This is a genomic window from Paralcaligenes ginsengisoli, assembly GCF_054781135.1.
In genome coordinates this window covers 1-21,735 of sequence record NZ_BAAGUZ010000018.1, presented here as the reverse complement: position 1 = coordinate 21,735, position 21,735 = coordinate 1, and the positions used below count along the sequence as shown (strand labels likewise).

The window sequence follows — 21,735 nt, the reverse complement described above, 5'->3', positions numbered from 1 at the left end:
TGTTTTAATAAATCAAATTATTATTCATTGATAGTTCAGTATTTTGGAATTGATATGGCCTTACATAACCTGGATATCAACGCGCTGCGCACGTTCGAAACCGGCATGGCGCTGGGCACCTTCGCCAAAGCATCCGATCGCATCGGGCGTTCGCCGGCCGCCGTCAGTGCCCAGTTGAAAAAGCTCGAGCAGCAGACCGGCGTCGCACTTTTCCAGAAAGTCGGCCGCAGACTGGCACTGACCGAAGCAGGCGAAACCCTGCTTAGCTACGCACGCCAAATTTTGGCGGCCAACGATGCGGCGCTAACCGCCATACACAGCACGCAAGCTCGAGGCAAAGTCCGCCTGGGGCTGCAGGAAGACCTGGGGGAACGAGTATTGACCGATGTGCTGGGGCGGTTCGCCCGAGCCCACCGCGGCATGCGTATCGAAACCCGCGTATGCCGCAACGCCGAACTGATGGAGCGTGTAAATCGCGGCGAACTGGATTTGGCCGTTGTGTGGGGCGATGGCGGGGCCGCGCCCTATCGCGAAAAGCTGGCCGAATTGCCTATGATCTGGATAGGCGGCGTCAATAGTCCGGCGCCCGATCCGGGCGGCGCGGCCGAGCCCTTGCAACTAGTCGCGTTCGAAAACCAATGCCTGTTCAAGACGGCCGCGATGGAAGCGCTGAGCAAGACCGGAATAGACTGGGATGTGTCGTTTACAAGCTCCAGCCTGAATGGCCTGCTGGCCGCGGTCGCCGCTGGACTGGGTATTACCATCCGCACTTCCATTGGGCTGCCGCCGCAGGTTAGGGGCCTTAGTCCATCAATGAGTCGCCTGCCGCGTCTACCCAAAGTCGAACTGACCATGATCGCCGCCCGCCCCGATCACGAGGCTGCCGTGGCGTTCCTGATCAATGCCTTGCGCACCGCCATCCAGGATTATCTGTTGTGATAACTCTGAAATCCGTCGTGGTAGGTGCCATTTTTTGCGGAATACATGGCCTTGTCGGCGTGTTTGAGGAGTTGTTGCTCGCCGTCCCCATGGTCTGGATAGAGTGCGATCCCGATGCTCGGCACGATGTTCAGGTCGTGGCCATCTATGCTGATGGGGTGGCTTAGCGCGCTGCGGATTTTTTCCGCCACCAGCGCCGCCTGCTCAGGTAATGATGTATGTTGGAGCAGCACCACAAACTCGTCGCCGCCGACACGGGCGACTGTATCCGATTCGCGCACGCAGTGCTTCAGGCGCTCGGCAACCTTTTGCAGCAATAGGTCGCCGACGGCATGGCCCAGGGTATCGTTGACCTGCTTGAATTTATCCAGATCAATGTAAAGCAGGGAAAATCGCCCTTGTTCGCGTCGCGCCGTTGCCAGCGCGACTTTCAGACGATCGTACAGAAGCCCGCGGTTGGGGAGGACGGTCAGTTGATCGTACTGCGCCATGTGCCGCAGTCGAACCTGCATTTGTTGGCGCTCGATGACGGTGGCAATCTGGGTCGAGACGAACTGCAGCAGTTCCTGATCCTTTTCGCTGTAGCATACGCCGCCTGGATAGCTCTTGACCACCAGCACTCCGATTGTGCCCTTGTGCGATTTGAGCGGGACACCCAGCCAGCAGAGCGGGTTCGTGCCCACGGAGACTCGCAGCTCCTGCAGGCGAGTGGTCATTGTTTCTGGAGTCAGCAGAAGCGGCTGCCCGGTACGGATAATCTCTGCGCAGAGCGTTCCCGCGGCAGGCCCGGACGGCTTGGGTGTTTGCTCGCGCTCATCCACATAATATGGAAAACTCAGTTGGCCTGTTTCTTCGTCGTACAGAGTAACGGAAAAATTGTCCGCATGCAGCAGCGCGCCGACGATCTGGTGAATGCGTTTAAACAGTGTGGGCAGATCCTCGGCGGCGTACGCGGCTTCGGAAATGGAATAGAGCGCCGCCTGCATGGACTCGGCTCGTTTGCGTTCGCTGATGTCACGCGCAACCCCGATCCGCAATTGGTCGGCCGCCGACCAGCGCGCCGACCACATGATGTGGACGACTTGCCCATCTTTGCGAATGTAACGGTTCTCAAAATGCAGTTGAGGGCGGCCCGACATGACGTCGTTCACCGAGCTCCGGGTCATCTCGCGATCTTCCGGCAGCATCATGTCGAACATGTTTTTGCCGATCATTTCTTGCGGCGTATACCCAAAAATACGCTCGCACGCGGCGCTGGCGAAAACGACACGGGCATCGACATCGACCCCAAAGACGGCATCCATCAGGAGGTCGATGAAGCTGGCCAGCGGCGTGTAGATGTTCGTTTCCATGGGGAAATTATAATGAGGTGATCCAGCCAACGCTTGTTAGACGCCATTGAACCTCATTTCGTGGCCCATCGACAACACTAAGGCTGCGAACGGTACCAAGCCAGGCCGGCCAGGGCCAGGGCATCGATGGAATCGGTAATTGCCACGCCCAGCCCGCCGCGCAGCGGATGCGGCAGCGCCAGAGGCAATTCCGTGCAGCCCAGCACGACCGCGTCCACACCCTGCTCGCGCAAATACGCGACGCACGCAAGGGCGGGGTGGAGCGCTTCGGCCAAACGATTGTTTTTGACCAGGCGTATCGAATCGGCGCAGCCACCCTCTATCAGCGCGGCAGGGGGTATTACCGGCTCATAGCCTTGTGCCCGCAGTTCGTGTTGATACAGCCCCAGCCTTAACGTAGTGGCGGTGCCCAATACCCCGATGCGGCCTTTGGCGATACCCCGGCGGCGCAAATCGTCGATCACCGCCTGCACAATATGCAGTACCGGCACATGGGTCGATGCGGCCAGCTGTTCGTACCAAAGATGCGCTGTGTTGCAGGGAATCACCAGCGCGCGGGCACCCGCTTCCACCAACCGTTTCACGCCATTTTCCATCCATGGCAGCGGGTCCTCGCCATGTCCCGCATGCCCGGCGGGGCGATCGGGCACGCGGGGATCATTCCATAAGATCGCGGGAATATGCTGCTGGTCGCATTGGCTTTCGGTCAGGGCAATCAGACGCTCCATGAACGTGGCCCCTGCCAGAGGCCCCATACCGCCCAGCACGCCCAGGAAATGGCCTTCGAATTGATTATTGGTCATGGTATAGCTTCAGTAGTGCCCCGATCACCATCGTCAGGGCGACCCGCTTCGCGGACAAGAAATTGTCGCATGCCGGTGGCTCGGACGACTTGAAAGGGAAAGCCGTGGTTTTCACATAGGCATCAGCTATATCAGGTGCTTGAAGTCCGGCCTTATTATTTGGCGGCCCGGCCGGTCAAGCCCTGGGTGTTTTGTCAAAAACGGCCCGATAGCCGAACAGGCCTGCGGAACCTCCGGTGTGGATGAACACCACGTTTTCGCCCTTCTTGAAATGGCCGGAACGGATCAGGCCGATCAGTCCAGCCATGCCTTTGCCCGAATAAACCGGGTCGAGCAATATGGCTTCGAGTTCAGCGGTCAGGCGCACCGCCTCGATCATCGAGTCGGTTGGAATGCCGTAACCCTCGCCCACGAAGTCCGAATTGGCGACGATGTCGGCGCGCTCCACCGACGATGCGGGCAGCCTCATGTAATCGAGGGTGGACTGCACCAGTTTCCATACGTTTTCTTCTTGCTTCTGCTTGGGTGCGCGTACGCTGACGCCATAGACGGGAATCCCGCTATTGCTTGCGCGCAAGCCAACGACCAGGCCGGCCTGAGTGCCGGTGCTTCCTGTTGCGTGAACCACATGATCAATACGCATACCGGTTTCAAAAGACTGATTCAGCAGTTCTTGGGCACAAGCCACGTAACCGAGTGCGCCAATAGGCGTGGATCCGCCGCCGGGAATAACGTAGGGCTTGCCGCCGGCGCTGCGCAATTCCGTGGCCAGCGACTCCATGGCCTGTTGCATGTCGGTGCCCGAGGGCAGGCGCGCGACGATTTCGCCACCCATCAAGCCATCGAGCATGACATTGCCCGAATGCTCGTAATCGTCGGTGGCGTCGCTTACTCGCTGTTCGAGCAGAATCTTGCACTTCATGCCCACGCGGGCCGCGGCAGCAATGGTTTGACGTGCATGGTTGGACTGCACCGCGCCTTGCGTAATCAGGGTGTCCGCACCCTCTGCAATCGCCTGCGCCACCAGAAATTCGAGTTTGCGCGTCTTGTTCCCACCCGTCGCTAGACCCGTGCAATCATCGCGCTTGATATATATATTCGGCCCATCGAGATGCCGGGTCAGGTTCGGCATGAATTCAAGCGGTGTGGGGAAGTGTCCCAAACGTACGCGGGGATAGGCGGCAAGCTGCAACATTGTGAACTCCTGGATAGAAAGTGGCCCTTATCATATATGGAGATAATGACGTTGCCCAATGCTATGTTTTTAGAGCATTATGTCTTTTTTGCATAGGCAAGGCAGGCCGATGAAACAACTCTGGATCGAAGATTTCCTGACACTGGTCGAGGCAGGCACTTTTTCCCGTGCCGCGAAGCTGCGCCATGTGACCCAGCCGGCATTTTCTCGTCGTATACAGCTGCTTGAAGCATGGTTGGGTGTGGAACTGGTCGATCGCAGCATTCAACCCATGCGCCTGACCGCTGTAGCCGAACGGCATGTTCCGGCATTTCGCGCACTATTGCGCGACCTCGGCCAGTTGCGCAGCCGCATGCAATCCGAGCATAACGGTTCGGCACGGATCGTACTTGCCACGCAGCACTCCCTGACCATGACGCGGCTGCCCGCTTTGCTGGAATTGCTGATCCAGAACCACGGCCCAAGGATCGATTTCAATGTGCGTTCGGAAAACCGCGACGAATGCGTGGCGCTTTTCATGCGTGGCGAAGCCGACCTGTTGTTGTGCATGGAAGAAAAAGACGATTCCCTGTACAAGCTGGTACCCGAGTCTTTGCGCTTGCCATTCGGGCAAGAAAAATTGGTGCCGCTGAGCGTGCCCGGAAAGAAGGGAAGGGCATTACATGCGCCGCGAGCCGGAAAGCCGCTTAATCTATTGGCGTTCCCTCCGGACAGTTTCCTGGGCCGAGTTATGCATGAGCGGATTTTCAACACATTATTGCATCACCACAATGTTGAAATCGTCCACGAATCGGTTTTTCTGGCCGGGGTAAAGGAAATGTTGCTGGCCGGCCTGGGCATGGCCTGGCTGCCCGAAAGCCTTGTCGAACGCGAGCTGAAATCCGGGGCTCTGGTCACCTTGACCGCCTTAGGCGGTGTATTCAAACCCGTCACATTGCAGTTGGGCCTGTATCGCGGCCCCCATTCCAGCTATCCCGAAGCCATGGACCGAATCTGGACAATGTTGAGCAAATCGAAAGGCTAAGCGGCGATTGCCAATTAGGTTTGACTTGAACAGAATGGCCAACGCAATGGCGTCAATAACACGGGGCAGATACGCGAGCGATATGCGCAATAGCTGCGCGAGACAAGGCTTGCCCGTTGCTCCAGACTAGTTTTCTGGAATTATGGGCAAGGTACGATGCACGGTGCCGCCTAGCGCGTCGACCGCCACGATCACGGGCATGTTGTGAACTTCGAATTCGTAGATGGCTTCCATGCCCAGGTCATCGAATGCAACGACGCGGGCGGAACGTACAGCCTTTGAAATTAGATAGGCGGCACCACCCACCGCCGTTAAGTAGGCTGATTTGGCGTGCTTTATGGCCGCAATAGCTGTTGCGCCGCGCTCGGCTTTTCCTATGGTCGCCAGCAGCCCGGTTTTCTCGAGCAGCGCGGGCATGAATTTATCCATGCGGGTGGCGGTAGTGGGGCCGGCCGGGCCAACCGCTTCGTTGCCAACCGGATCGACAGGGCCTGTGTAGTAGATGGCCCGATTGCGCAGATCGACAGGCAGAGGAAGGTTTTTCTCAAGCAGATCGGCAAGACGTTTGTGCGCGGCATCGCGCGCGGTCAGCAATGTACCTGAAAGCATCAGCGCATCACCGGCGCGCCAGCTTGCTACTTGTGCCTGAGTCAATGTATTCAGGTTCACAGACTTGCCGTTCTGCATTGGCAGCGCATCGGGCACGTCATCCCAAAGCGCCGGGTCGGGGGGAGTGAAGGTGGCGGGCCCTGATCCGGTCAATAAAAAGGAGGTGAAGCGGGTGGCTGCGCAGTTGGGCACAATCGCCACCGGAAGCAGCGCCGCATGAGAGGGCGCTTGCTCTATTTTTATATCAAGTACCGTTGTCAGCCCCCCCAGTCCCTGGGCTCCAATACCCAGGGCATTGATGCGTTCGAAGAGTTCGAGCCGCAGCGAATCCACATCGTTTTTAGGTTCGTGTTGCCGCAGTTCGTGCATATTTATCGGGGCGAATAAAGACCGCTTGGCCATGAGCATAGCCTGTTCCGGACTGCCGCCTATGCCAACGCCAAGAACTCCCGGCGGGCACCACCCGGCTCCCATTCCAGGCAATTGATTGACTATCCAGTCGGAAATCGAATCGCTGGGATTGAGCATGGCGTAACGCGCCTTGACATCGCCGCCGCCGCCTTTGGCGGCTACAAGCACTTCCAGCGTATTGCCTTCCACCAGCTCTGTGTGAACGATGGCCGGTGTATTGTTGCCGGTGTTGATCCGGCTACTCAATGGCCCATGGATCATGGACGCCCGCAAGGGATTGGCCGCGCAGGTATAGGCTTCGGCCACCGCCTGATTGGCCAGTGCCTGCAGGCTGCGTGTGCCGCCGGTGTGGCCGGTGTCTTGAATGCGCGCGTCCATGCCCATCCGGAAGAATACATGAGCCACGCCTGTATCTTGGCAGATCGGACGATGGGCGTGGGCGCAGAGTTTGCTGTTGATGAGCAATTGGAGCAGAGCGTTTCGGGCCGGCGCGTGCGTTTCCGATTTATATGCCTGTTTAATGGCAAGGAGGAAATCGGTGGGGTGATAGTAGCTGACGTACTGCAGTGCGTCAGCAATGCTTTTGATCACATCGTCGGCTTTTATGCTTTGTGTAGCCATGTTATATGAGGCCGTCAGGGTGAGGCATTTCTATTTAAGGCTGATGCCGGCTTTCTTGATGACTTCCGCCCAGCGCGCGCCTTCGTCAATAGTGAATTGCTGGAAAGCCTTGGGTGCATAGTCGGCGTCCGGGAGCAGGAGTATGCCCTGGTCGGCCATCTTCTGAGTAAAGCTCTTGTCTTGCATCGCACGTCCATAGGCTTGGTATAGCGTTTGTATTACCTTGTCGGGAGTGCCTTTGGGTGCATACAAGCCATACCATGTGGATACCTGGAAGCCAAGGATGGCACTTTCCTTTAGTGTGGGGACGTTGGGGAACTGCTCCATGCGATTGGCAGCCGTCAAGGCCAGAGCGCGTACCTTCTTCCCTTGGGTCTGGGGCAGTGCCGTGTTTGTCTGGTCGAACATGGCATCCACCTGGCCGCCGATAAGGTCATTGAGCGCCGGCCCCGCTCCCTTATACGCAATGGGTTGAATCTGTATCCCGGCTTTGCTGGCGAACATGGCGGCTACCAGATGCGAGGTGGAGCCCACACCGGCGTTGCCGAAATTGAGCCGCTCAGGGTTTTTCTTGCCGAAGGCAATCAGCTCGTCGACGGTTTTATAGGGCGATTTTTCACCGACGAGCAAGACTAAAGGCGTATCCGGAAAGCGAAAGACTGCTTCGAAGTCTTTGGTGGGGCTGTAGGGCAGTTTGGGGTACAGGGACGGTGCGGCAGCCATGTAACCGATGTGGCCCACCAGAAAGGTATAGCCGTCGGGCTCTGCCCGCGATGCTTTGGCGGCGCCTATGGTGCCTCCGGCGCCAGGCACATTCTCCACCAATATGGTTTCCTTGAGTTCCTGCGATACCTTGTTGGCGATATTACGCGCCATGGCGTCGGTAGGGCCTCCAGCGGAAAATGGAACAATCCATGTAATGGCGTGGTTTGGATAGTTTTCCGCCGCGTGGACGGCAAAAATCGGATTAAGCAATATCGTGGCGGCTACAGCCGCAATTCGTTTTTTCATGGTTGTCTTCCTCGTCTTTTGGCAGGTGTATGAATGCAATGCTCAGGGGCGGTCGAAGTTGCGCATTCTGTCGACCATTTGTGGTGCGCAACCCAGGTAATTCAATGGGTTGCACAAATCCTCGATACTTTTTTTGTCCATCCGCGAAGAAATGGCCGGTTCGTCGCAGAGGACGTCGGATAGCTGAAGGCCTGTCTTGGCGGCCTTGCGGCAGGCGTCGTACACCACATCGTGCGCCGTCTGGCGGCCGATGTGCGGTGCCAGGCCCATCATTACCGCTTCGGCGACAATCAGGCCGCCAGACAGATCCAGGTTGCTGCGCATGCGCGCGGCATCAACCTCCAGGCCGCCCAGCATGAATTTCGCTTGATGCAATGAACCGGCTGTGAGTACGAAGGCTTCGGGAATCGTCGACCATTCAATGTGCCAGGGCCCCGTCGCACGCTCAAAGTCGTGCAACATGGCATCCAGAGCCAGTCCGGCATGCTGGCGCACGGTTCTGGATGCACTCCACATAAGTTCGCATGAAATCGGATTGCGTTTCTGCGGCATGGTGCTGGATGCTCCACGGCCTTTTACAAACGGCTCGAATGCTTCGCCAAGCTCGTTGGTCATCATCAGCATCACGTCCAATGCGATTTTTCCCAGTGTCGCGGTTATCAGGCCAAGGAATTGCACTGCTTCGGCCAGGCCGTCGCGTGCGACATGCCAGGTGACGGGGGTCGCACCCAGTTTGAGTTCGGCCATAAGGGCTGCGTGCACAGCTAACCCCTGATTTCCCAGAGAGGCCAGCGTGCCTGCGGCGCCGCCGAATTGGCCGACCAGTACGCGCGGCCTGAGCTGGGCCAGTCGTTCGCGATGGCGGCGAATCATCAACAGCCACACGGCGGCCTTGTAGCCAAAAGTAATGGGCAAAGCATGTTGCAGATGTGTGCGGCCGGCCATTGGCGTGTCGCGATAATGGCCGGCCAAGCCGTCGAGCAAGTCATCGAGCTCGGCCAAATCGGCGTCGATCAGGGCAAGTGCGTCGCGGATTTGCAGCACGGTGGCGGTATCCATGATGTCTTGCGTTGTTGCGCCCCAATGCAGATATTCGCCTTCGGAGCCGCAAATTTTCGAGAGCTGGTGTACCAGCGGCAGGATGGGGTAGCCGACGATTTCGGTTTCTTCCTTGAGCAATTTCATGTCGATCTTGGCGGCGTCGGCGCGCGATGCGATTGCCGTGGCCGCGGCCTGGGGTATTACGCCCAGCCGTCCTTGTACGGTGGCGAGAGCGACTTCAGTGTCAATGTATCGTTGTATGGTGGCATGATCGTCGAATACGGAACGCATGGCCGGGGTGCCGAACATATCTTTGAAAATGGCGGATTCGAGAACTGAAACAGGCATTATTAATGTACGCTCAAATAAAGTTGTACGAACATATTATGATCGTCGAAATAATCTGTCAATCAATTATTTCGGTGTGATTGTCCGTTGCTGTCTTCACGAGATTTCCGTTCGCCGCTGGATTGGGCGGGCGAAGACGTTAGAATTGACGCAACTTCCTTCAGCCTTATGACATGACAGCAATCCGCTACACAAAAATCTCCGAAATTCTGGCGCGCCGCATCGCCGAGCAGCGGTATCCCGTTGGGTCTGTGATGCCCACGGAAAAAGAACTGGTTGAAGAATTTGATGCAAGCCGCCACACAGTGCGCGCGGCATTGCGCCAGCTGCAGGATTTGCGTTTGATTTCTCGTCGGCGTGGCAGCGGGACGATTGTCGAGTCCATGTCGCCCAGTACCGGTTTTAGCCAGTCCTTGTCCTCTCTTGACGATTTGATCCAACTGGCGGCAAGTACCCCGCGCCAGTTGCAGAAGGTTCAGGAAATCGTGGCGGATATCGAACTGGCCAGCGAGTTGGGCGTCGGCCCCGGCACGCGGTGGCTCAAGTTCACCTCAGTGCGTGCGGGCGCCGATGATATGCCGATAGTCTGGACGGATGTGTATGTCGATGCTCGCTATGGCGAGATCAGGAAATTTGTGAAAGCAAATCCGGATCGCCTGATTTCCGAGCTGATAGAAGCTCATTACGGGCGACGAATAGTCACGGTTGAGCAAGGCATAACAGCCTGCCGTTTGCCTTCGCCTGTCGCCAGGATGCTGCGCGCGGAGACAGGTTCGCCGGGCTTGTCGATTTTGCGACAGTATCGCGACCAGGGTGGCACGCTGCTCGAGGTGTCTACGTCCTTCTACCCGGCGGGACGTTATAAATTCTCGACCACCCTGGTTAGAGAAAAATAGCCGCCTAGACGATCTCGTCCAGGGCCTTTGCCAGGCGTTCCGTTGTGCGCTCGATATTGTGCAGCTTGTCCAGGCCGAACAGCCCGATACGGAATGTCTTGAAATCGGCGGGTTCATCGCATTGCAGCGGTACGCCCGCGGCGGCCTGCAAACCCGCCTGTGTGAATTTCTTGGCGGAGTGTATGCCGTCGTCGTCGGTATAGCTGACGACGACGCCGGGCGCTTCAAAGCCCTTTGCCGCGACGCTCTTGAAGCCTTTCCCGGCCAGCAGCGCGCGTACTTTGTCGCCGAGCTGCTGCTGTTCCGCGCGAACCTTGTCGAAGCCATACGCTTGCGTCTCGGCCATGACGTTGCGCAGGACGGTAAGGGCATCGGTGGGCATGGTGGCGTGGTAGGCAAAGCCGCCTTGCTCGTAGGCTTCCATGATCTGCATCCATTTGCGCAAATCGCAGGCAAAGCTGGTGCTGACGGTGGAGTCGATTTTTTCCCGCGCCAGGGCGCTTAGCATTACCAGGGCGCAGCACGCCGAGGCGCTCCAGCCTTTTTGCGGTGCGCTGATCAGCACATCCACCCCAATCGCCTGCATGTCGACCCAGAGGGCTCCGGACGCGATGCAGTCCAGCACAAAGAGTCCCCCTTCGGCATGCACGGCGTCGGCGACTTTTCGCATATAGGCGTCGGGCAGCAATATTCCGGAGGCGGTTTCGACATGAGGAGCGAACACGACATCGGGTTTGTTTGCCTTGATCGCGGCCAGCACCTCTTCGATAGGAGGGGGCGCGAACGCCGCTTGCCTGCCGTTTTCGGCCGGGCGTGCTTTGAGCACCGTGGTGGCCGAAGGTATGCCGCCCATGTCGAAAATCTGGCTCCAGCGGAAACTGAACCATCCGGTGCGGATAACAAGGCATCGCTTGTTTGTGGCAAATTGCCGCGCCACCGCTTCCATGCCGAAGGTGCCGCTGCCGGGCACTACAATGGCCGACTGCGCGTTGTAGACGCGTTTCAATGTTTTGGAGATGTCTTTCATTACGTCTTGAAAAACATGCGACATGTGATTTATTGCACGGTCGGTGTAGACCACGGAATATTCCAGAAGTCCGTCGGGATCGATATTGGGCAGTAGGCTAGGCAAGTTTCTTCTCCTGGAGGAAAGAATGGGATCGGCACGGTCAATTCAAGGTGAAAGACCAGGAGCATTCCGCTCTCCCAAAGCAATGTCGACCTCGGTGTATTTCTGGCCTGATTTTAGACCATTGTGGTCGAATGATAGGCAAATCCGGCTTGACCGTATAATTTTCCCCTAACCAAATTTGGTAGCGCCAGGTTCGTATGCCGCAGCAATCCACCACTCCCGCTTTTCTTACTCAACTGCAGGCGCGCCATCTCTGGCTGCGCGCTCAAAGGCTCGACACTGTAGCGCCATTCGGCAACGGTGCGAAAGCCACGCTGGCGGCGATTGAGCATTTGGGTTATGTGCAGATCGACACCATCAATGTGATCGAACGCAGCCACCACCATATTCTGTGGACGCGAATTCCGTCCTATCAGCGCCGCCACTTGCACCAGGCGCAGACTGTCGACAAGACCATTTTCGAGTACTGGACGCATGCCCTGTCTTATGTCCCAACCAGCGATCTGAAGTTTTTCGTGGCCGATATGAGGCTCCATCAAAAGTCGCCGAAAAGCTGGTACAGATCTGTGACTCAAGGTGATCTTCGCAAGGTTCTTACTCGAATTCGAAGTGAGGGCGCATTGTCGATACGCGATATCAGCGACGATACGCTGGTTGAGAAAGACCACGCGTGGGCAAGCCGCAAGCCTTCGAAGCGGGCTCTGCAGTTCGCTTTCTACGCGGGCAAGCTGGCTGTCAGCGAGCGCGTCGGCATGTTGAAGACGTACGAGCTCATGGACCGGCACTTCCAGTGGGACAGCCTGCCCAAAAGCGCTTCGGAGAGCCAAACCACTGAATATTTGCTCGACAGAGCGCTTAGATCGCAAGGGATCGCAAGCCTGGACTCAATCTGCCACTTGAATGCGAAACGCAAGCCTCTTGTCCGACGTGCCATTGAAACCCGCCTGCGCCGCGGGCTTCTGGTTCCTGTGGCTGTCGAGGGCGCGGGCAGGCTGGAGCATTGGGCTTGTCCGGAAATGCTGGCCGATATCCCGGAGGCGGTCGAAGGCATACATGTGCTTTCGCCGTTCGATCCGTTGGTAATCCAGCGCAAGAGGCTGGATTTGTTCTTCGGCTACAAGCATGTGTTCGAGGCCTATGTGCCCAAGGAGAAACGCATCTACGGGTATATGGGCCTGCCCGTGCTGGTCGACGGAGAAATCGTTGCGGTGGTTGATCTGAAGGCCGACCGTGAGCGTCGCAAGCTGCTGCTGCAGCAATGGAGCTGGGTAGGCCAAGGCAAGGCATCCCGGCATAAAAAGCGGATCGAGGAAAAACTCCACGAGTTTGAACGGTTCCAGTTTGCGCCCTGAGCGGGAAGTGCATGGGCAAGGCGATCGATATATACTGTAAAAATATACAGTATATATTGGGATTTTCCTATGCAAACAACGCCAATCAAGGGAAGAGGCAGCGTTTCGAACAAGGTTTCGCGTTTCGAGGCGCTTGAACGGGAGCCATTCGACGACGAGTGGGCGCCGGATGATCAAGACGCCGCGCCAAAGCCGGCCACGACGGTTTTTTTCGAAGAGGCCAGGTCGGTTATTTCCCGCAACCAGTCGCCAGACCTGTATTTCGAGCAGTCCATCAACCCGTACCGAGGCTGCGAGCATGGTTGCGTATACTGCTATGCGCGGCCCACGCATGCTTACCTGAATCATTCTCCCGGCCTGGATTTTGAAACGAAGCTGTATGCCAAGGACAACGCGGCCAGCGTGCTGCGCAAGGAGTTGTCGCATCCATCTTACGTACCCAGGCTTATCGCGCTGGGGGCCAATACCGATCCGTACCAGCCGATCGAACGGCGGCTGCGCATAACGGCTTCGATCCTGGCGGTTCTCGAAGAATTCAGCCATCCCGTGGCCATTACGACGAAATCGGCGTCCGTGACGCAAGACATCGAGCTGCTTGCGCGCATGGCCGGCAAGAACCTGGTTCAAGTCTGCATCTCGGTGAGCTCGCTCGACCGGAACCTGGCCAGAACACTGGAGCCGCGCGCCAGCACTCCTGGGGCCCGCATGGACGCCATCCGGGTGCTAAGCAAGGCGGGGATCCCTACGGGTGTGATCGTCGCTCCTGTCATCCCTGCGCTGAACGATTGCGACATGGAAAAGATCTTGTTCAGCGCAAAAGATGCCGGCGCCACAGATGCCTGGTATGTGCTCCTGCGGCTACCGCTGGAAATCTCCGAACTGTTTCGCGAATGGCTGGCCGCGCATCAGCCTTTGAAGGAAAAGCATGTCATGAACCTGATCAGGCAGATGCGGGGCGGCAAGGCGTACGACTCGGATTTTAAAACCCGAATGAGGGGCACAGGCGTCTTTGCCGATCTGCTCGAACAGCGCTTTAAAAAAGCGTGTGCGAAAGCGGGGCTGAACCAGGGCCGAAAGCGCTTGAGCACCGAGTTCTTTCGTCGGCCGCCCGAACGCAAGGCCCAGCTAAACCTGTTCTGAAAAATGTGCCCGATCCATTACTGCCCGGGCTAGCGAAATAATGAATTGAGTTCCGCGCCCGGCGCGGCGTCGGCAAATCCGTCGAAGCGGCCTTGTTCCGCGATGGCGCGGGCGGCGCGCGTAAACCCGCCCCAGGCCGACCGCGCAAGCGCGCCGCCAACGCTGACGCGCCGCACACCGAGTTCGGCAATATCCTTCAGGGTGAGTTCACTGGCCGATCCGACAAGCAGATTGAACGGTTTGGGCGCGACGGCGGCGACCAGGGCGGCGATCTGCTCTCGCGTGCGTATGCCTGGCGCATAAAGGCAGTCCGCGCCGGCCTCCGCATAGGCCTGGAGCCTGGCGATTGTGTCGTCGAGGTCCGGCCGTCCCGCGAAGAAGTTCTCGGCCCGCCCCACCAACAGGGTATCCCCGCCTGCCTCGTCGATGGCGCTGCGCGCCGCCTTGATCCTGGCGACCGCGACGTCGATGTCATAAAGCGGCTTGGCCGGGTCGCCTGTCGAGTCTTCGATCGATAGCCCCGCCACACCGGTCTCGATTGCCAGCCGCACGCTTTGCGCCACACCTTGCGCATCGGAGGCGAAGCCGCTTTCAAAGTCCGCATTCACCGGCAGATCGGTTGCCGCAACCATGTCCCGCAAATGGGAAAGAACGATCTCGCGCGAGAGTGCGCCATCGGAATGGCCCTGCGACCAGGCAAAGCCCGAGCTTGTCGTGGCCAGTGCCTTGAAGCCCAGCCCCTGCAGGTAGCGTGCACTGCCGACATCCCAGGGATTGGGCAGCACAAAGCAGCCTCGTTCATGAAGGGAGCGAAAGGCGGCGCGTTTTTCAGCGATGGTACGGGTCATGGGGCCCTCCTCTGTTCGGTGGTGGGGGTTGGGAAACAGAACCTTCAGGCGGCTTTTTCCCGCCTCGGAAGTTTCCAGTCAGGCCGGACGAAATGGCAGGTGTAGCCGTTCGGATAGCGCTCCAGGTAATCCTGGTGCTCCGGTTCGGCTGTCCAGAAGGCGCCGGCCGGCACTACTTCGGTCACCACCTTGCCAGGCCAAAGCCCCGAGGCATCGACATCGGCAATCGTATCTTCTGCAACATGCTTCTGCTCGTCGCTGGAGTAGAAAATGGCCGAGCGATAACTGGTTCCGGTGTCGTTGCCCTGGCGGTTGCGTGTGCTTGGATCATGAATCTGGAAGAAAAACTCCAGAAGGCGGCGATAGCTGATCGTCTTGGGATCAAAGATTATTTCGATCGCTTCGGCGTGAGTTCCGTGGTTGCGGTAGGTCGCGTTGGCGACGTCGCCGCCTGTATAGCCCACCTGTGTGGAAATTACCCCCGGATAGCGGCGCAGCAGATCCTGCATGCCCCAGAAGCAGCCGCCGGCAAGAATGGCGCGTTCGGTCGTTGTAGTCATGGTCGGTACTCCTGTTCGGGCGAGGCAAGAAGCGGCCTCCGGGCCGTGGCAATATATGAGTGCGTCTGCCTCCTCTCAGGGAGGCACGGCATGTTCATATGATATACCCGTACACTGGTGCGCCGCAGCCTGCGTGTTTCTATCAAAAAAGTAACTGAATGCCTTTCCATATTTTCGTATCCACCAGTTCCTTTAGCAGCTTGCGGCACAGCTCTATCACGGTTGTCGTCGCCGGCGAAACGGGCAGGGTATCGCTGGTGCACAGGCACATTTCCCTACTTAAGCCAATTCCGATTCTATGCATGGCCACTTCCTTGCGTTGTATTTCTTCATGCCCCGCCGCATAGGTTAGAACCGTGGCCGCCAGGCCCGCCTTCACGGCAGGGATCAGGATGGCCGAAGTGCTCGCCTCGCCATATAGGTTATAGGTGAGATGGGCCTGTAGAAATGCATTCTCGACTTTTGAGCGCACCGTGTTGGGCAGACTGGGCATAATAAGAGGAAGGGAAACGATTTTTTCCAGCGGAACCTCGCCTCGGGGCAATTGAACGCCAGGATGCGTCATCAGGTAAAGCTCTTCCCGCAAAACGGGGATGAATGCCATGTCTTTTGATTTTTGCGGATCGGGTACCAAGGAAAAATCCACCCGCCCATGAGTGACCAGGGATGTGAGGTCTGCACTGGGCACATCGACAATTTCCAGCACAATCGAGGGATACCGTTCCCTGACCATTTTCATCAGCCTCAGCGCCAATATTCTGGCTGTGCTCGATGGCATGCCGACCGATACATTACCCGTTATCGCACCTTCCTTCTTCGATAGAAGCGTGCGTGTGTTGTCGACTTGGCGCAGTATGGTTTTGGCATGCCGGTACAGCAGTTCGCCTTCACTGGTGGAGAATATGCCTCGCGGACTACGGTTCAGGAGCTTTATGCCGAGCTCTTGTTCCAGCAGGGTTACTTGCTGGCTTAACGCAGGTTGCGCTATGTGCAGCGATTCCGCAGCCCGTGTCATGTTTTGCGCTTCAACGATCTTTACGAAATATTTTAATTGCCGCAGATTCATATCTCATCGCATTCAAAAATCGTTCGCTGGAAAGAACGCCATGGTTCGCTTTTCTGGCCAGCTTGATGCTGCCCGCCGCGGAGCATCGTCTTGCTGTCAATCCTTCGAGATCCATGCATACCGTTCCACTATTGCTGTTATCCAACCTTATCATAAGATTTTCTTATTGAAAGGTCATTAAATACTATTTCATTCTTCCGAACCTATTGCCTAGAATCCAAATCATTCAAAGAAAAGGAGACTGGCCGGTGAATTTGCCGCTAGCGGGTATGAAAGTACTGGATCTGACGCGTGCTTTGTCAGGTCCGTTCTGCACAATGATACTGGCTGATCTGGGTGCCGAGGTCATCAAGGTGGAGCCTGTGCCGAACGGCGATATGATTCGCCAGTGGGGGCCTTTCGATGGCGATATAAGTGTTTATTATCTTAGTGCGAATCGCAACAAGAAAGGCATGGGGGTCGACTTCCGCCATGCCGAAGGCCTGGCCCTGATCCAGGAGCTGGCCGTCAAGTCCGACATCGTGGTTGAAAACTTCAAGGTCGGTACGACCGGCAAAATGGGCTTGGGCTACGAACAACTGGCCGCCCGGCGTCCAGATCTGATATACGCCTCCATTTCGGGTTTCGGCAGCCAGGGTCCGGCCAAAGACTGGGCGGGTTTCGATCAGATCGCGCAAGGATATTCCGGTTTCATGAGCCTGACCGGCACGCCGGAATCGGGCCCCACGCGTGTCGGTACGGCCATTGGCGATCTGACCGCGGGGATGTGGGTGGCCATGGGTGTGCTCGCGGCCTGTGTCGAACGTCAACGAAGTGGCCTGGGGCAGCATGTGGAAACGTCATTGCTGGCCGGCCTGGTTGGCTTGTTAAGCGTTCAAGGGCAGCGGTATCTAAGCCTGGGCGAGGTTCCCCAGCCTTGCGGCAATGTACATCCGGTCATTGCGCCCTACGGCACATTCGATACCGCCGATGGCCCCCTGAATTTGGCCCCCGCTACGCAGGATATGTGGGTTCGCCTGTGTGAAATACTGGAAACACCTGAATTGACTGCGGATCCCCGGTTCAAGACAAATGCCGATCGCATGCAAAACCGGATGAAGCTCAAGGAATTGCTGGAAGCCAGCCTGGGCAAGAAATCACGCATGCAATGGACGTCCATCATGATCGAAGCGGGCATTCCCGCCGGCCCCATCAATACACTCGAAGATATTTTCAACGATGCGCAGCTAAAGGCCAATGGTCTGGTCGAGACGGTCGACCATCCCGTGCTGGGCACGCTCAAACAAGTGGGCTTGCCCATTTCCATGACCAGCATGCCCAATGGATCGGTGCGATCCGCTCCACCCCTGCTTGGGCAGCACACGGTGCAAGTGCTGACTGATTACGGTGTTGCCCAAAGCGAGATCGATGGATTGCTGGCAAGAAAAGTGGTGTATCAACACAACTAAGCGGCTAAATCGGGTATGCACGGAAAAAATCAGGCGGCAGGGTAGAACAATGATTTATTAAAACCCTTTAATCACAGCAGGAGACAACGATGAAACTGAATAAATTATTACTATTGGCTGCCATGGTGCTGAGCGTTCCCACCTTGCATGCTGAAACCTTGAAGCTCACGCATCAATGGCCGCAAGGCGACAGCCGCGACAGCGGAGCGCGGTTATTCGCGCAGGAAGTCGCCAAGCACGATCCTTCGTTCAAAATCCGGATTTATCCCGGAGCTTCGCTGATCAGCAACCCGATCAAGCAAATAGACGCGCTGGCCGACGGTTCCATTGACCTGTCTGTTTTTCCCTTGGTCTATGGGGTTGGCAAGGCGCCTGAGTTTTCCATCACGATTTTACCGGGAGTCATGAGCAGCGTAGCCGATGCAATGCGTTTCAAGAACACCGATTACGAAAAGCTTTTGCAGGCTGTTGCCGAAAAGCAGGGGTTTCACATATTGACCTGGTGGTGGATGGAGGGCGGCATCGCCAATCGTGTGCGGCCTATTACCACGCCTGACTCGGTCAAGGGACTCAAGTTCAGGGGAGCCGACAGAACTATTGATGCCATGCTGAAAAATGCTGGAGCCTCGGTATTCTCCATGCCATCCACCGAGCTGTATAACGCCCTGCAAACCGGGGTTCTCGACGGTTTGATGACATCCTACGATACTTTTATAAGCATGCGTCTTTATGAGCAGACCAAGTACGCCACGTTAGGCGGGAAATACACCATGTTTGTCGTGTTCGAGCCTTTGGTGATATCGACCAAAGCTTGGAACAAGCTCACGCCGGCACAAAAAAAGATATTTAACGATGCCGCCGATGCAACGCAGGCCAGCTTTAATGCCGACCAGGAAAAAATCAAGGCGGAAGTTGTGAAGAAATTCGAAGCGGCCCACGTAAAAGTACAGGCCATGACCGAAGCCGAAAACAAAAGCTGGGTAACACTGGCGAAGAAGACCGCCTGGCCCGAGTATGCCCGCACCAGCCCGGAAGCCAAGAAATTGCTCGATACGGTAGAAAAGCTGAGCCAATAATTTCTATCATCTCCTTTTTGGCAACGGACCTTGGAGGCATGGACGATGCATTATCTTGACCGATGGGTTGGCAGGGCAGGTGTGTTCCTGGCCGCCTTGTCCGCCGTTTTATTATTGTCCGCCACGGTCATCATTACCTGGATGGTGTTCAAGCGCAGCATCGGCCTGCAGAACTCCTGGGAACTGGAAACCGCTATCGAGCTGATGATCGCGGCAATTTTCCTGGGTTCTCCGTATACGCTGGCCACGGGAGGGCACGTAAAAATGGATTTGCTTGAGTCCATCGTGCCGGGTCGAATACAACGCAAGCTGTCGCTGCTTGCCAAGCTGGCTGGCTGCGCCATTTGTGTTTATCTCGGTTGGGAGGGTCTGGGCATGGCCGTGCACGCGTTTGCCACCGGAGAACGCACGCTGGGCGTATGGCGGGCCCTGGTATGGCCGAAATATGCCACCATCCCTGTCGGAATGTTTCTGACTGCCTTGCAATATCTGGTTGAAATCAGAAAAGATCATGCAGTCAATGCGGACAAAAACAATCAAAGGAGTGAGGCATGACCGAGCTGCAAATAGGCGGATTATTGCTGATCGCCACCTTTGTCGTTTTATTTTCAGGGATTCCTATCTCGTTCGGATTGGTGCTGGTGTCAATTGGCTTCCTGTATGCGTTTGGCGATGGCCATGCGCTGGCATCGATCCCCAACACTTTCGTGGGTGAGCTTTCCAATTTTGCGCTGTTGACCATTCCGCTGTTTGTGCTGTTGGGTTGCGCGATTGGCGCATCCAGGGCCGGCAAGGATTTGTACGATTCCCTGCATCGCTGGCTCTTCAAGATACCCGGCGGCCTGGTTATCGCCAATATCATCGGCTGCGGGCTTTTCGCCGCCATGTGCGGCTCCAGTCCGGCTACCGCTGCCGCGATCGGTAAAGTAGGGATTCCGGAAATGATTAAAAGGAATGTATCGCCGCGCCTGGCCACCGGGTCAATTGCCGCGGGCGGTACCTTGGGTATCCTGATTCCGCCTTCCTTGACGTTTATCGTCTATGGGATAGTCACGCATACCTCCATTGCCCGCCTATTCCTGGCGGGTGTCATTCCCGGCGTGATGCTGGTTGTGTTGTTTGCCGTGTATGCCTGGATAAGCAGTATGCGGACTATTAAAAATGCCTCATCCGTGCATATCACCGAGCACTTCACGTTTAATGAAAAAATAAGCGGAATAGTCCGCATTTCTCCTTTCCTGGCCATTATTATTGCCGTCACCGTATTCATGTACGGTGGCTTTGCCACGCCGTCCGAGGTGGCGGCGATTGCCGCGTTTCTCGCGCTGGCCATGGTGGCCATCGTCTACAAGACATACCGCATCAATGATGTGTGGCTGATCATGCGCGATGCGGTACGCGAATCATGCATGATTCTGATGATTGTCGCCGCCGCGGCTGTGTACGCATACATGATGTCGTATTTGTACATTACACAAAGCCTGGCCGAGTGGATGTTCAGCTGGAACCTGAGCAATTGGGAATTGATTCTGATCCTGAATATTTTCCTGCTGGTTGCCGGGTTTTTCCTGCCTGCCGTTTCGGTCATTCTGATGAGCATGCCGGTCATTCTGCCCGTTCTGGCACATAGCCAGATAGATTTGATCTGGTTCGCCGTCGTGCTGACCATCAACCTGGAGGTCGGGCTGATTCATCCTCCCTTGGGCTTGAACCTGTTCGTTATTCGCGGCGTCGCTCCTAGCGTATCGCTGCGCGACATCATGCTGGGAGCGCTGCCGTTTGTCGCGATACTGTTATTGTTTATCGTGCTGCTGGCCGCGTTTCCCGGCATTGCCACCTGGCTGCCCGATACGTTAATGGGTGTGAGTACGTAGTCCAGGTTTTATCACTCACCCTCTACAGAATACAGAGATACCATGGAAGATCAGGCACCCGGATTAAGCATTCATCAAAGTGTGGCGACGATTACGCTGCGGCGGCCCAGGCAGCATAACCGGATCGCGCCCGACGACTGCACGGTCATCAGCAAACAGTTGTCGCAGATCGCCGCTGATCCGGGTGTTCGCCTGGTAGTCATTACGGGCACTGGAACCAAAACCTTTAGTTCCGGCTATACCTTGGACGCCATACAAGATCAACTCGATAGCCGCTTCGAAGACATGCTTGATAGTCTCGAGCAGTTCCCACTGCCAACGATCTGCGCATTGAATGGCAGTGTTTATGGCGGCGGTACTGATCTGGCGCTGTGCTGCGACTTCCGGCTGGGCGTAAGGGGAAGCAAAATGCTGATGCCTGCATCGAGGATCGGTCTGCATTATTATCCGGGCGGCATCCGGCGCTATGTGGGCGTGCTGGGGCTGAGCACGGCAAAAAAATTGTTTATGACCGCACAAACCATCGATGATATTGAAATGCTGCGCGTCTGTTTTTTAACAGAACTGGTCGATCCCTCCGGGCTCGACGCCGCAGTGCGAACTTATATTGAGTCTATTCTGGCCTGCGAACCCAACGTGCTGGCCACTATAAAAGCCGATGTAATGTCGACTGCGTATGGCTGTGCCGATCAAGACGTCTTGCGCGCCCATTACACCGCATCGCTGGCATCGCCCGAACTCCGTGCGCGCCTGGCCGTTATCAATGACAAGAAGCGGTAGGGCGTCCGGGGTGGTCTGCGTTAGTCATAGCGATTATGGTAATCGCCGTGTCATCCATGCATCCTAGAACAGACTTGAAAAAAATCCGAATGGTTCGCTGAATCCTGCGTTGGCTAGAGTGTTTACGGCATTCGATGGATTGGTAGCTTTGGTATTTAAAGACGCCGTCTATCGGGGCTTGGGGTCAGGGCCGGCACGGCGTGCTGGAT

At 56.6% G+C, this 21,735-nt stretch carries 21 protein-coding genes; 10 read left to right on the top strand and 11 right to left on the bottom strand.

Annotated features, from left to right (window positions below; translation table 11 throughout):
* Window positions 1-54 precede the first annotated feature (54 nt).
* Window positions 55-939, top strand: a complete 885-nt coding sequence (locus ACYVIS_RS09880; protein ID WP_460873888.1) for a LysR substrate-binding domain-containing protein — start codon at window positions 55-57, stop codon at window positions 937-939.
* Here the strand turns inward: ACYVIS_RS09880 and ACYVIS_RS09875 are convergent.
* The 3 genes from ACYVIS_RS09875 to cuyA all read right to left on the bottom strand — a co-directional run bounded on the left by ACYVIS_RS09875 (window position 927) and on the right by cuyA (window position 4,286).
* A complete protein-coding gene (locus ACYVIS_RS09875) occupies window positions 927-2,291 on the bottom strand; it encodes a sensor domain-containing protein (RefSeq protein WP_460873887.1) in 1,365 nt (454 codons plus the stop codon). The two genes, ACYVIS_RS09880 and ACYVIS_RS09875, sit on opposite strands and share 13 nt — an antisense overlap.
* Before the next feature lie 77 nt (window positions 2,292-2,368).
* A complete protein-coding gene (gene cuyB / locus ACYVIS_RS09870; RefSeq protein WP_460873886.1) occupies window positions 2,369-3,094 on the bottom strand; it encodes a cysteate racemase in 726 nt (241 codons plus the stop codon).
* Between the two features lie 175 nt (window positions 3,095-3,269).
* A complete protein-coding gene (cuyA, locus tag ACYVIS_RS09865) occupies window positions 3,270-4,286 on the bottom strand; it encodes a D-cysteate sulfo-lyase (RefSeq protein WP_460873904.1) in 1,017 nt (338 codons plus the stop codon).
* A 112-nt stretch (window positions 4,287-4,398) separates the two neighbouring features.
* Between cuyA and ACYVIS_RS09860 the strand changes: the two genes are divergently transcribed.
* A complete protein-coding gene (locus ACYVIS_RS09860) occupies window positions 4,399-5,313 on the top strand; it encodes a LysR family transcriptional regulator (RefSeq protein ID WP_460873885.1) in 915 nt (304 codons plus the stop codon).
* A 126-nt stretch (window positions 5,314-5,439) separates the two neighbouring features.
* Here the strand turns inward: ACYVIS_RS09860 and ACYVIS_RS09855 are convergent, their stop codons facing one another.
* The 3 genes from ACYVIS_RS09855 to ACYVIS_RS09845 are packed head-to-tail and all read right to left on the bottom strand — an operon-like array spanning window position 5,440 to window position 9,354.
* A complete protein-coding gene (locus ACYVIS_RS09855; RefSeq protein ID WP_460873884.1) occupies window positions 5,440-6,954 on the bottom strand; it encodes a fumarate hydratase in 1,515 nt (504 codons plus the stop codon).
* 30 nt (window positions 6,955-6,984) lie between these two features.
* Complete coding sequence (locus ACYVIS_RS09850) at window positions 6,985-7,965, bottom strand: Bug family tripartite tricarboxylate transporter substrate binding protein (protein WP_460873883.1); 981 nt, start codon at window positions 7,963-7,965, stop codon at window positions 6,985-6,987.
* 42 nt (window positions 7,966-8,007) lie between these two features.
* Complete coding sequence (locus ACYVIS_RS09845) at window positions 8,008-9,354, bottom strand: class-II fumarase/aspartase family protein (RefSeq protein ID WP_460873882.1); 1,347 nt, start codon at window positions 9,352-9,354, stop codon at window positions 8,008-8,010.
* 173 nt (window positions 9,355-9,527) lie between these two features.
* On the opposite strand from ACYVIS_RS09845, the gene ACYVIS_RS09840 reads away from it, so the two are divergent.
* The gene (locus ACYVIS_RS09840) at window positions 9,528-10,250 is read left to right on the top strand and encodes a GntR family transcriptional regulator (protein WP_232742636.1); all 723 of its coding nucleotides are present in this window, start codon (window positions 9,528-9,530) and stop codon (window positions 10,248-10,250) included.
* A gap of 4 nt (window positions 10,251-10,254) precedes the next feature.
* Here the strand turns inward: ACYVIS_RS09840 and ACYVIS_RS09835 are convergent, their stop codons facing one another.
* The gene (locus ACYVIS_RS09835) at window positions 10,255-11,382 is read right to left on the bottom strand and encodes an aminotransferase class V-fold PLP-dependent enzyme (RefSeq protein WP_460873881.1); all 1,128 of its coding nucleotides are present in this window, start codon (window positions 11,380-11,382) and stop codon (window positions 10,255-10,257) included.
* A gap of 197 nt (window positions 11,383-11,579) precedes the next feature.
* Here ACYVIS_RS09835 and ACYVIS_RS09830 point away from each other — a divergent pair, with 197 nt between their 5' ends.
* The gene (locus ACYVIS_RS09830) at window positions 11,580-12,734 is read left to right on the top strand and encodes a winged helix-turn-helix domain-containing protein (protein WP_460873880.1); all 1,155 of its coding nucleotides are present in this window, start codon (window positions 11,580-11,582) and stop codon (window positions 12,732-12,734) included.
* Window positions 12,735-12,803: 69 nt separating this feature from the next.
* On the top strand, window positions 12,804-13,874 hold the full coding sequence (locus tag ACYVIS_RS09825) for a PA0069 family radical SAM protein (RefSeq protein WP_460873879.1): 1,071 nt from the start codon (window positions 12,804-12,806) through the stop codon (window positions 13,872-13,874).
* Between the two features lie 29 nt (window positions 13,875-13,903).
* On the opposite strand, the gene ACYVIS_RS09820 is transcribed toward ACYVIS_RS09825, so the two are convergent.
* From ACYVIS_RS09820 to ACYVIS_RS09805, 4 genes are all read right to left on the bottom strand, one after another.
* Window positions 13,904-14,722 carry an isocitrate lyase/PEP mutase family protein gene (locus ACYVIS_RS09820; protein WP_460873878.1) on the bottom strand — a complete coding sequence of 273 codons (819 nt, stop codon included), beginning with the start codon at window positions 14,720-14,722 and terminating at the stop codon, window positions 13,904-13,906.
* Window positions 14,723-14,766: 44 nt separating this feature from the next.
* Window positions 14,767-15,282 carry a peptide-methionine (S)-S-oxide reductase MsrA gene (gene msrA, locus ACYVIS_RS09815; RefSeq protein WP_232742641.1) on the bottom strand — a complete coding sequence of 172 codons (516 nt, stop codon included), beginning with the start codon at window positions 15,280-15,282 and terminating at the stop codon, window positions 14,767-14,769.
* A gap of 142 nt (window positions 15,283-15,424) precedes the next feature.
* Window positions 15,425-16,297 carry a LysR substrate-binding domain-containing protein gene (locus ACYVIS_RS09810; protein ID WP_232742642.1) on the bottom strand — a complete coding sequence of 291 codons (873 nt, stop codon included), beginning with the start codon at window positions 16,295-16,297 and terminating at the stop codon, window positions 15,425-15,427.
* Between the two features lie 10 nt (window positions 16,298-16,307).
* On the bottom strand, window positions 16,308-16,463 hold the full coding sequence (locus ACYVIS_RS09805; RefSeq protein ID WP_460873877.1) for a hypothetical protein: 156 nt from the start codon (window positions 16,461-16,463) through the stop codon (window positions 16,308-16,310).
* 154 nt (window positions 16,464-16,617) lie between these two features.
* Between ACYVIS_RS09805 and ACYVIS_RS09800 the strand changes: the two genes are divergently transcribed.
* The 5 genes from ACYVIS_RS09800 (at window position 16,618) to ACYVIS_RS09780 (ending at window position 21,526) form a co-directional block, all read left to right on the top strand.
* Window positions 16,618-17,796 (top strand): CaiB/BaiF CoA transferase family protein, encoded by a 1,179-nt coding sequence (locus ACYVIS_RS09800; RefSeq protein WP_460873903.1) that lies wholly within the window; start codon window positions 16,618-16,620, stop codon window positions 17,794-17,796.
* Window positions 17,797-17,885: 89 nt separating this feature from the next.
* Window positions 17,886-18,872, top strand: a complete 987-nt coding sequence (dctP, locus tag ACYVIS_RS09795) for a TRAP transporter substrate-binding protein DctP (protein ID WP_232742644.1) — start codon at window positions 17,886-17,888, stop codon at window positions 18,870-18,872.
* A gap of 45 nt (window positions 18,873-18,917) precedes the next feature.
* Window positions 18,918-19,427 (top strand): TRAP transporter small permease subunit, encoded by a 510-nt coding sequence (locus ACYVIS_RS09790; protein WP_232742645.1) that lies wholly within the window; start codon window positions 18,918-18,920, stop codon window positions 19,425-19,427.
* Window positions 19,424-20,746: a TRAP transporter large permease gene (locus ACYVIS_RS09785; RefSeq protein ID WP_232742646.1), complete on the top strand. Its 1,323-nt coding sequence runs from the start codon at window positions 19,424-19,426 to the stop codon at window positions 20,744-20,746. The genes ACYVIS_RS09790 and ACYVIS_RS09785 overlap by 4 nt, the downstream gene beginning before the upstream one ends.
* A gap of 42 nt (window positions 20,747-20,788) precedes the next feature.
* A complete protein-coding gene (locus tag ACYVIS_RS09780) occupies window positions 20,789-21,526 on the top strand; it encodes an enoyl-CoA hydratase/isomerase family protein (protein WP_460873876.1) in 738 nt (245 codons plus the stop codon).
* The last annotated feature ends 209 nt before the right edge of the window (window positions 21,527-21,735 follow it).

Coding starts and splice junctions, on each gene's coding strand:
- ACYVIS_RS09880 (WP_460873888.1), top strand. CDS start 55: ATGGCCTTACATAACCTGGATATCAACGCGCTGCGCACGTTCGAAACC.
- ACYVIS_RS09875 (WP_460873887.1), bottom strand. CDS start 2,291: ATGGAAACGAACATCTACACGCCGCTGGCCAGCTTCATCGACCTCCTG.
- cuyB (WP_460873886.1), bottom strand. CDS start 3,094: ATGACCAATAATCAATTCGAAGGCCATTTCCTGGGCGTGCTGGGCGGT.
- ACYVIS_RS09860 (WP_460873885.1), top strand. CDS start 4,399: ATGAAACAACTCTGGATCGAAGATTTCCTGACACTGGTCGAGGCAGGC.
- ACYVIS_RS09855 (WP_460873884.1), bottom strand. CDS start 6,954: ATGGCTACACAAAGCATAAAAGCCGACGATGTGATCAAAAGCATTGCT.
- ACYVIS_RS09850 (WP_460873883.1), bottom strand. CDS start 7,965: ATGAAAAAACGAATTGCGGCTGTAGCCGCCACGATATTGCTTAATCCG.
- ACYVIS_RS09845 (WP_460873882.1), bottom strand. CDS start 9,354: ATGCCTGTTTCAGTTCTCGAATCCGCCATTTTCAAAGATATGTTCGGC.
- ACYVIS_RS09840 (WP_232742636.1), top strand. CDS start 9,528: ATGACAGCAATCCGCTACACAAAAATCTCCGAAATTCTGGCGCGCCGC.
- ACYVIS_RS09830 (WP_460873880.1), top strand. CDS start 11,580: ATGCCGCAGCAATCCACCACTCCCGCTTTTCTTACTCAACTGCAGGCG.
- ACYVIS_RS09825 (WP_460873879.1), top strand. CDS start 12,804: ATGCAAACAACGCCAATCAAGGGAAGAGGCAGCGTTTCGAACAAGGTT.
- ACYVIS_RS09820 (WP_460873878.1), bottom strand. CDS start 14,722: ATGACCCGTACCATCGCTGAAAAACGCGCCGCCTTTCGCTCCCTTCAT.
- msrA (WP_232742641.1), bottom strand. CDS start 15,282: ATGACTACAACGACCGAACGCGCCATTCTTGCCGGCGGCTGCTTCTGG.
- ACYVIS_RS09810 (WP_232742642.1), bottom strand. CDS start 16,297: ATGACACGGGCTGCGGAATCGCTGCACATAGCGCAACCTGCGTTAAGC.
- ACYVIS_RS09805 (WP_460873877.1), bottom strand. CDS start 16,463: ATGGATCTCGAAGGATTGACAGCAAGACGATGCTCCGCGGCGGGCAGC.
- ACYVIS_RS09800 (WP_460873903.1), top strand. CDS start 16,618: ATGAAAGTACTGGATCTGACGCGTGCTTTGTCAGGTCCGTTCTGCACA.
- dctP (WP_232742644.1), top strand. CDS start 17,886: ATGAAACTGAATAAATTATTACTATTGGCTGCCATGGTGCTGAGCGTT.
- ACYVIS_RS09790 (WP_232742645.1), top strand. CDS start 18,918: ATGCATTATCTTGACCGATGGGTTGGCAGGGCAGGTGTGTTCCTGGCC.
- ACYVIS_RS09785 (WP_232742646.1), top strand. CDS start 19,424: ATGACCGAGCTGCAAATAGGCGGATTATTGCTGATCGCCACCTTTGTC.
- ACYVIS_RS09780 (WP_460873876.1), top strand. CDS start 20,789: ATGGAAGATCAGGCACCCGGATTAAGCATTCATCAAAGTGTGGCGACG.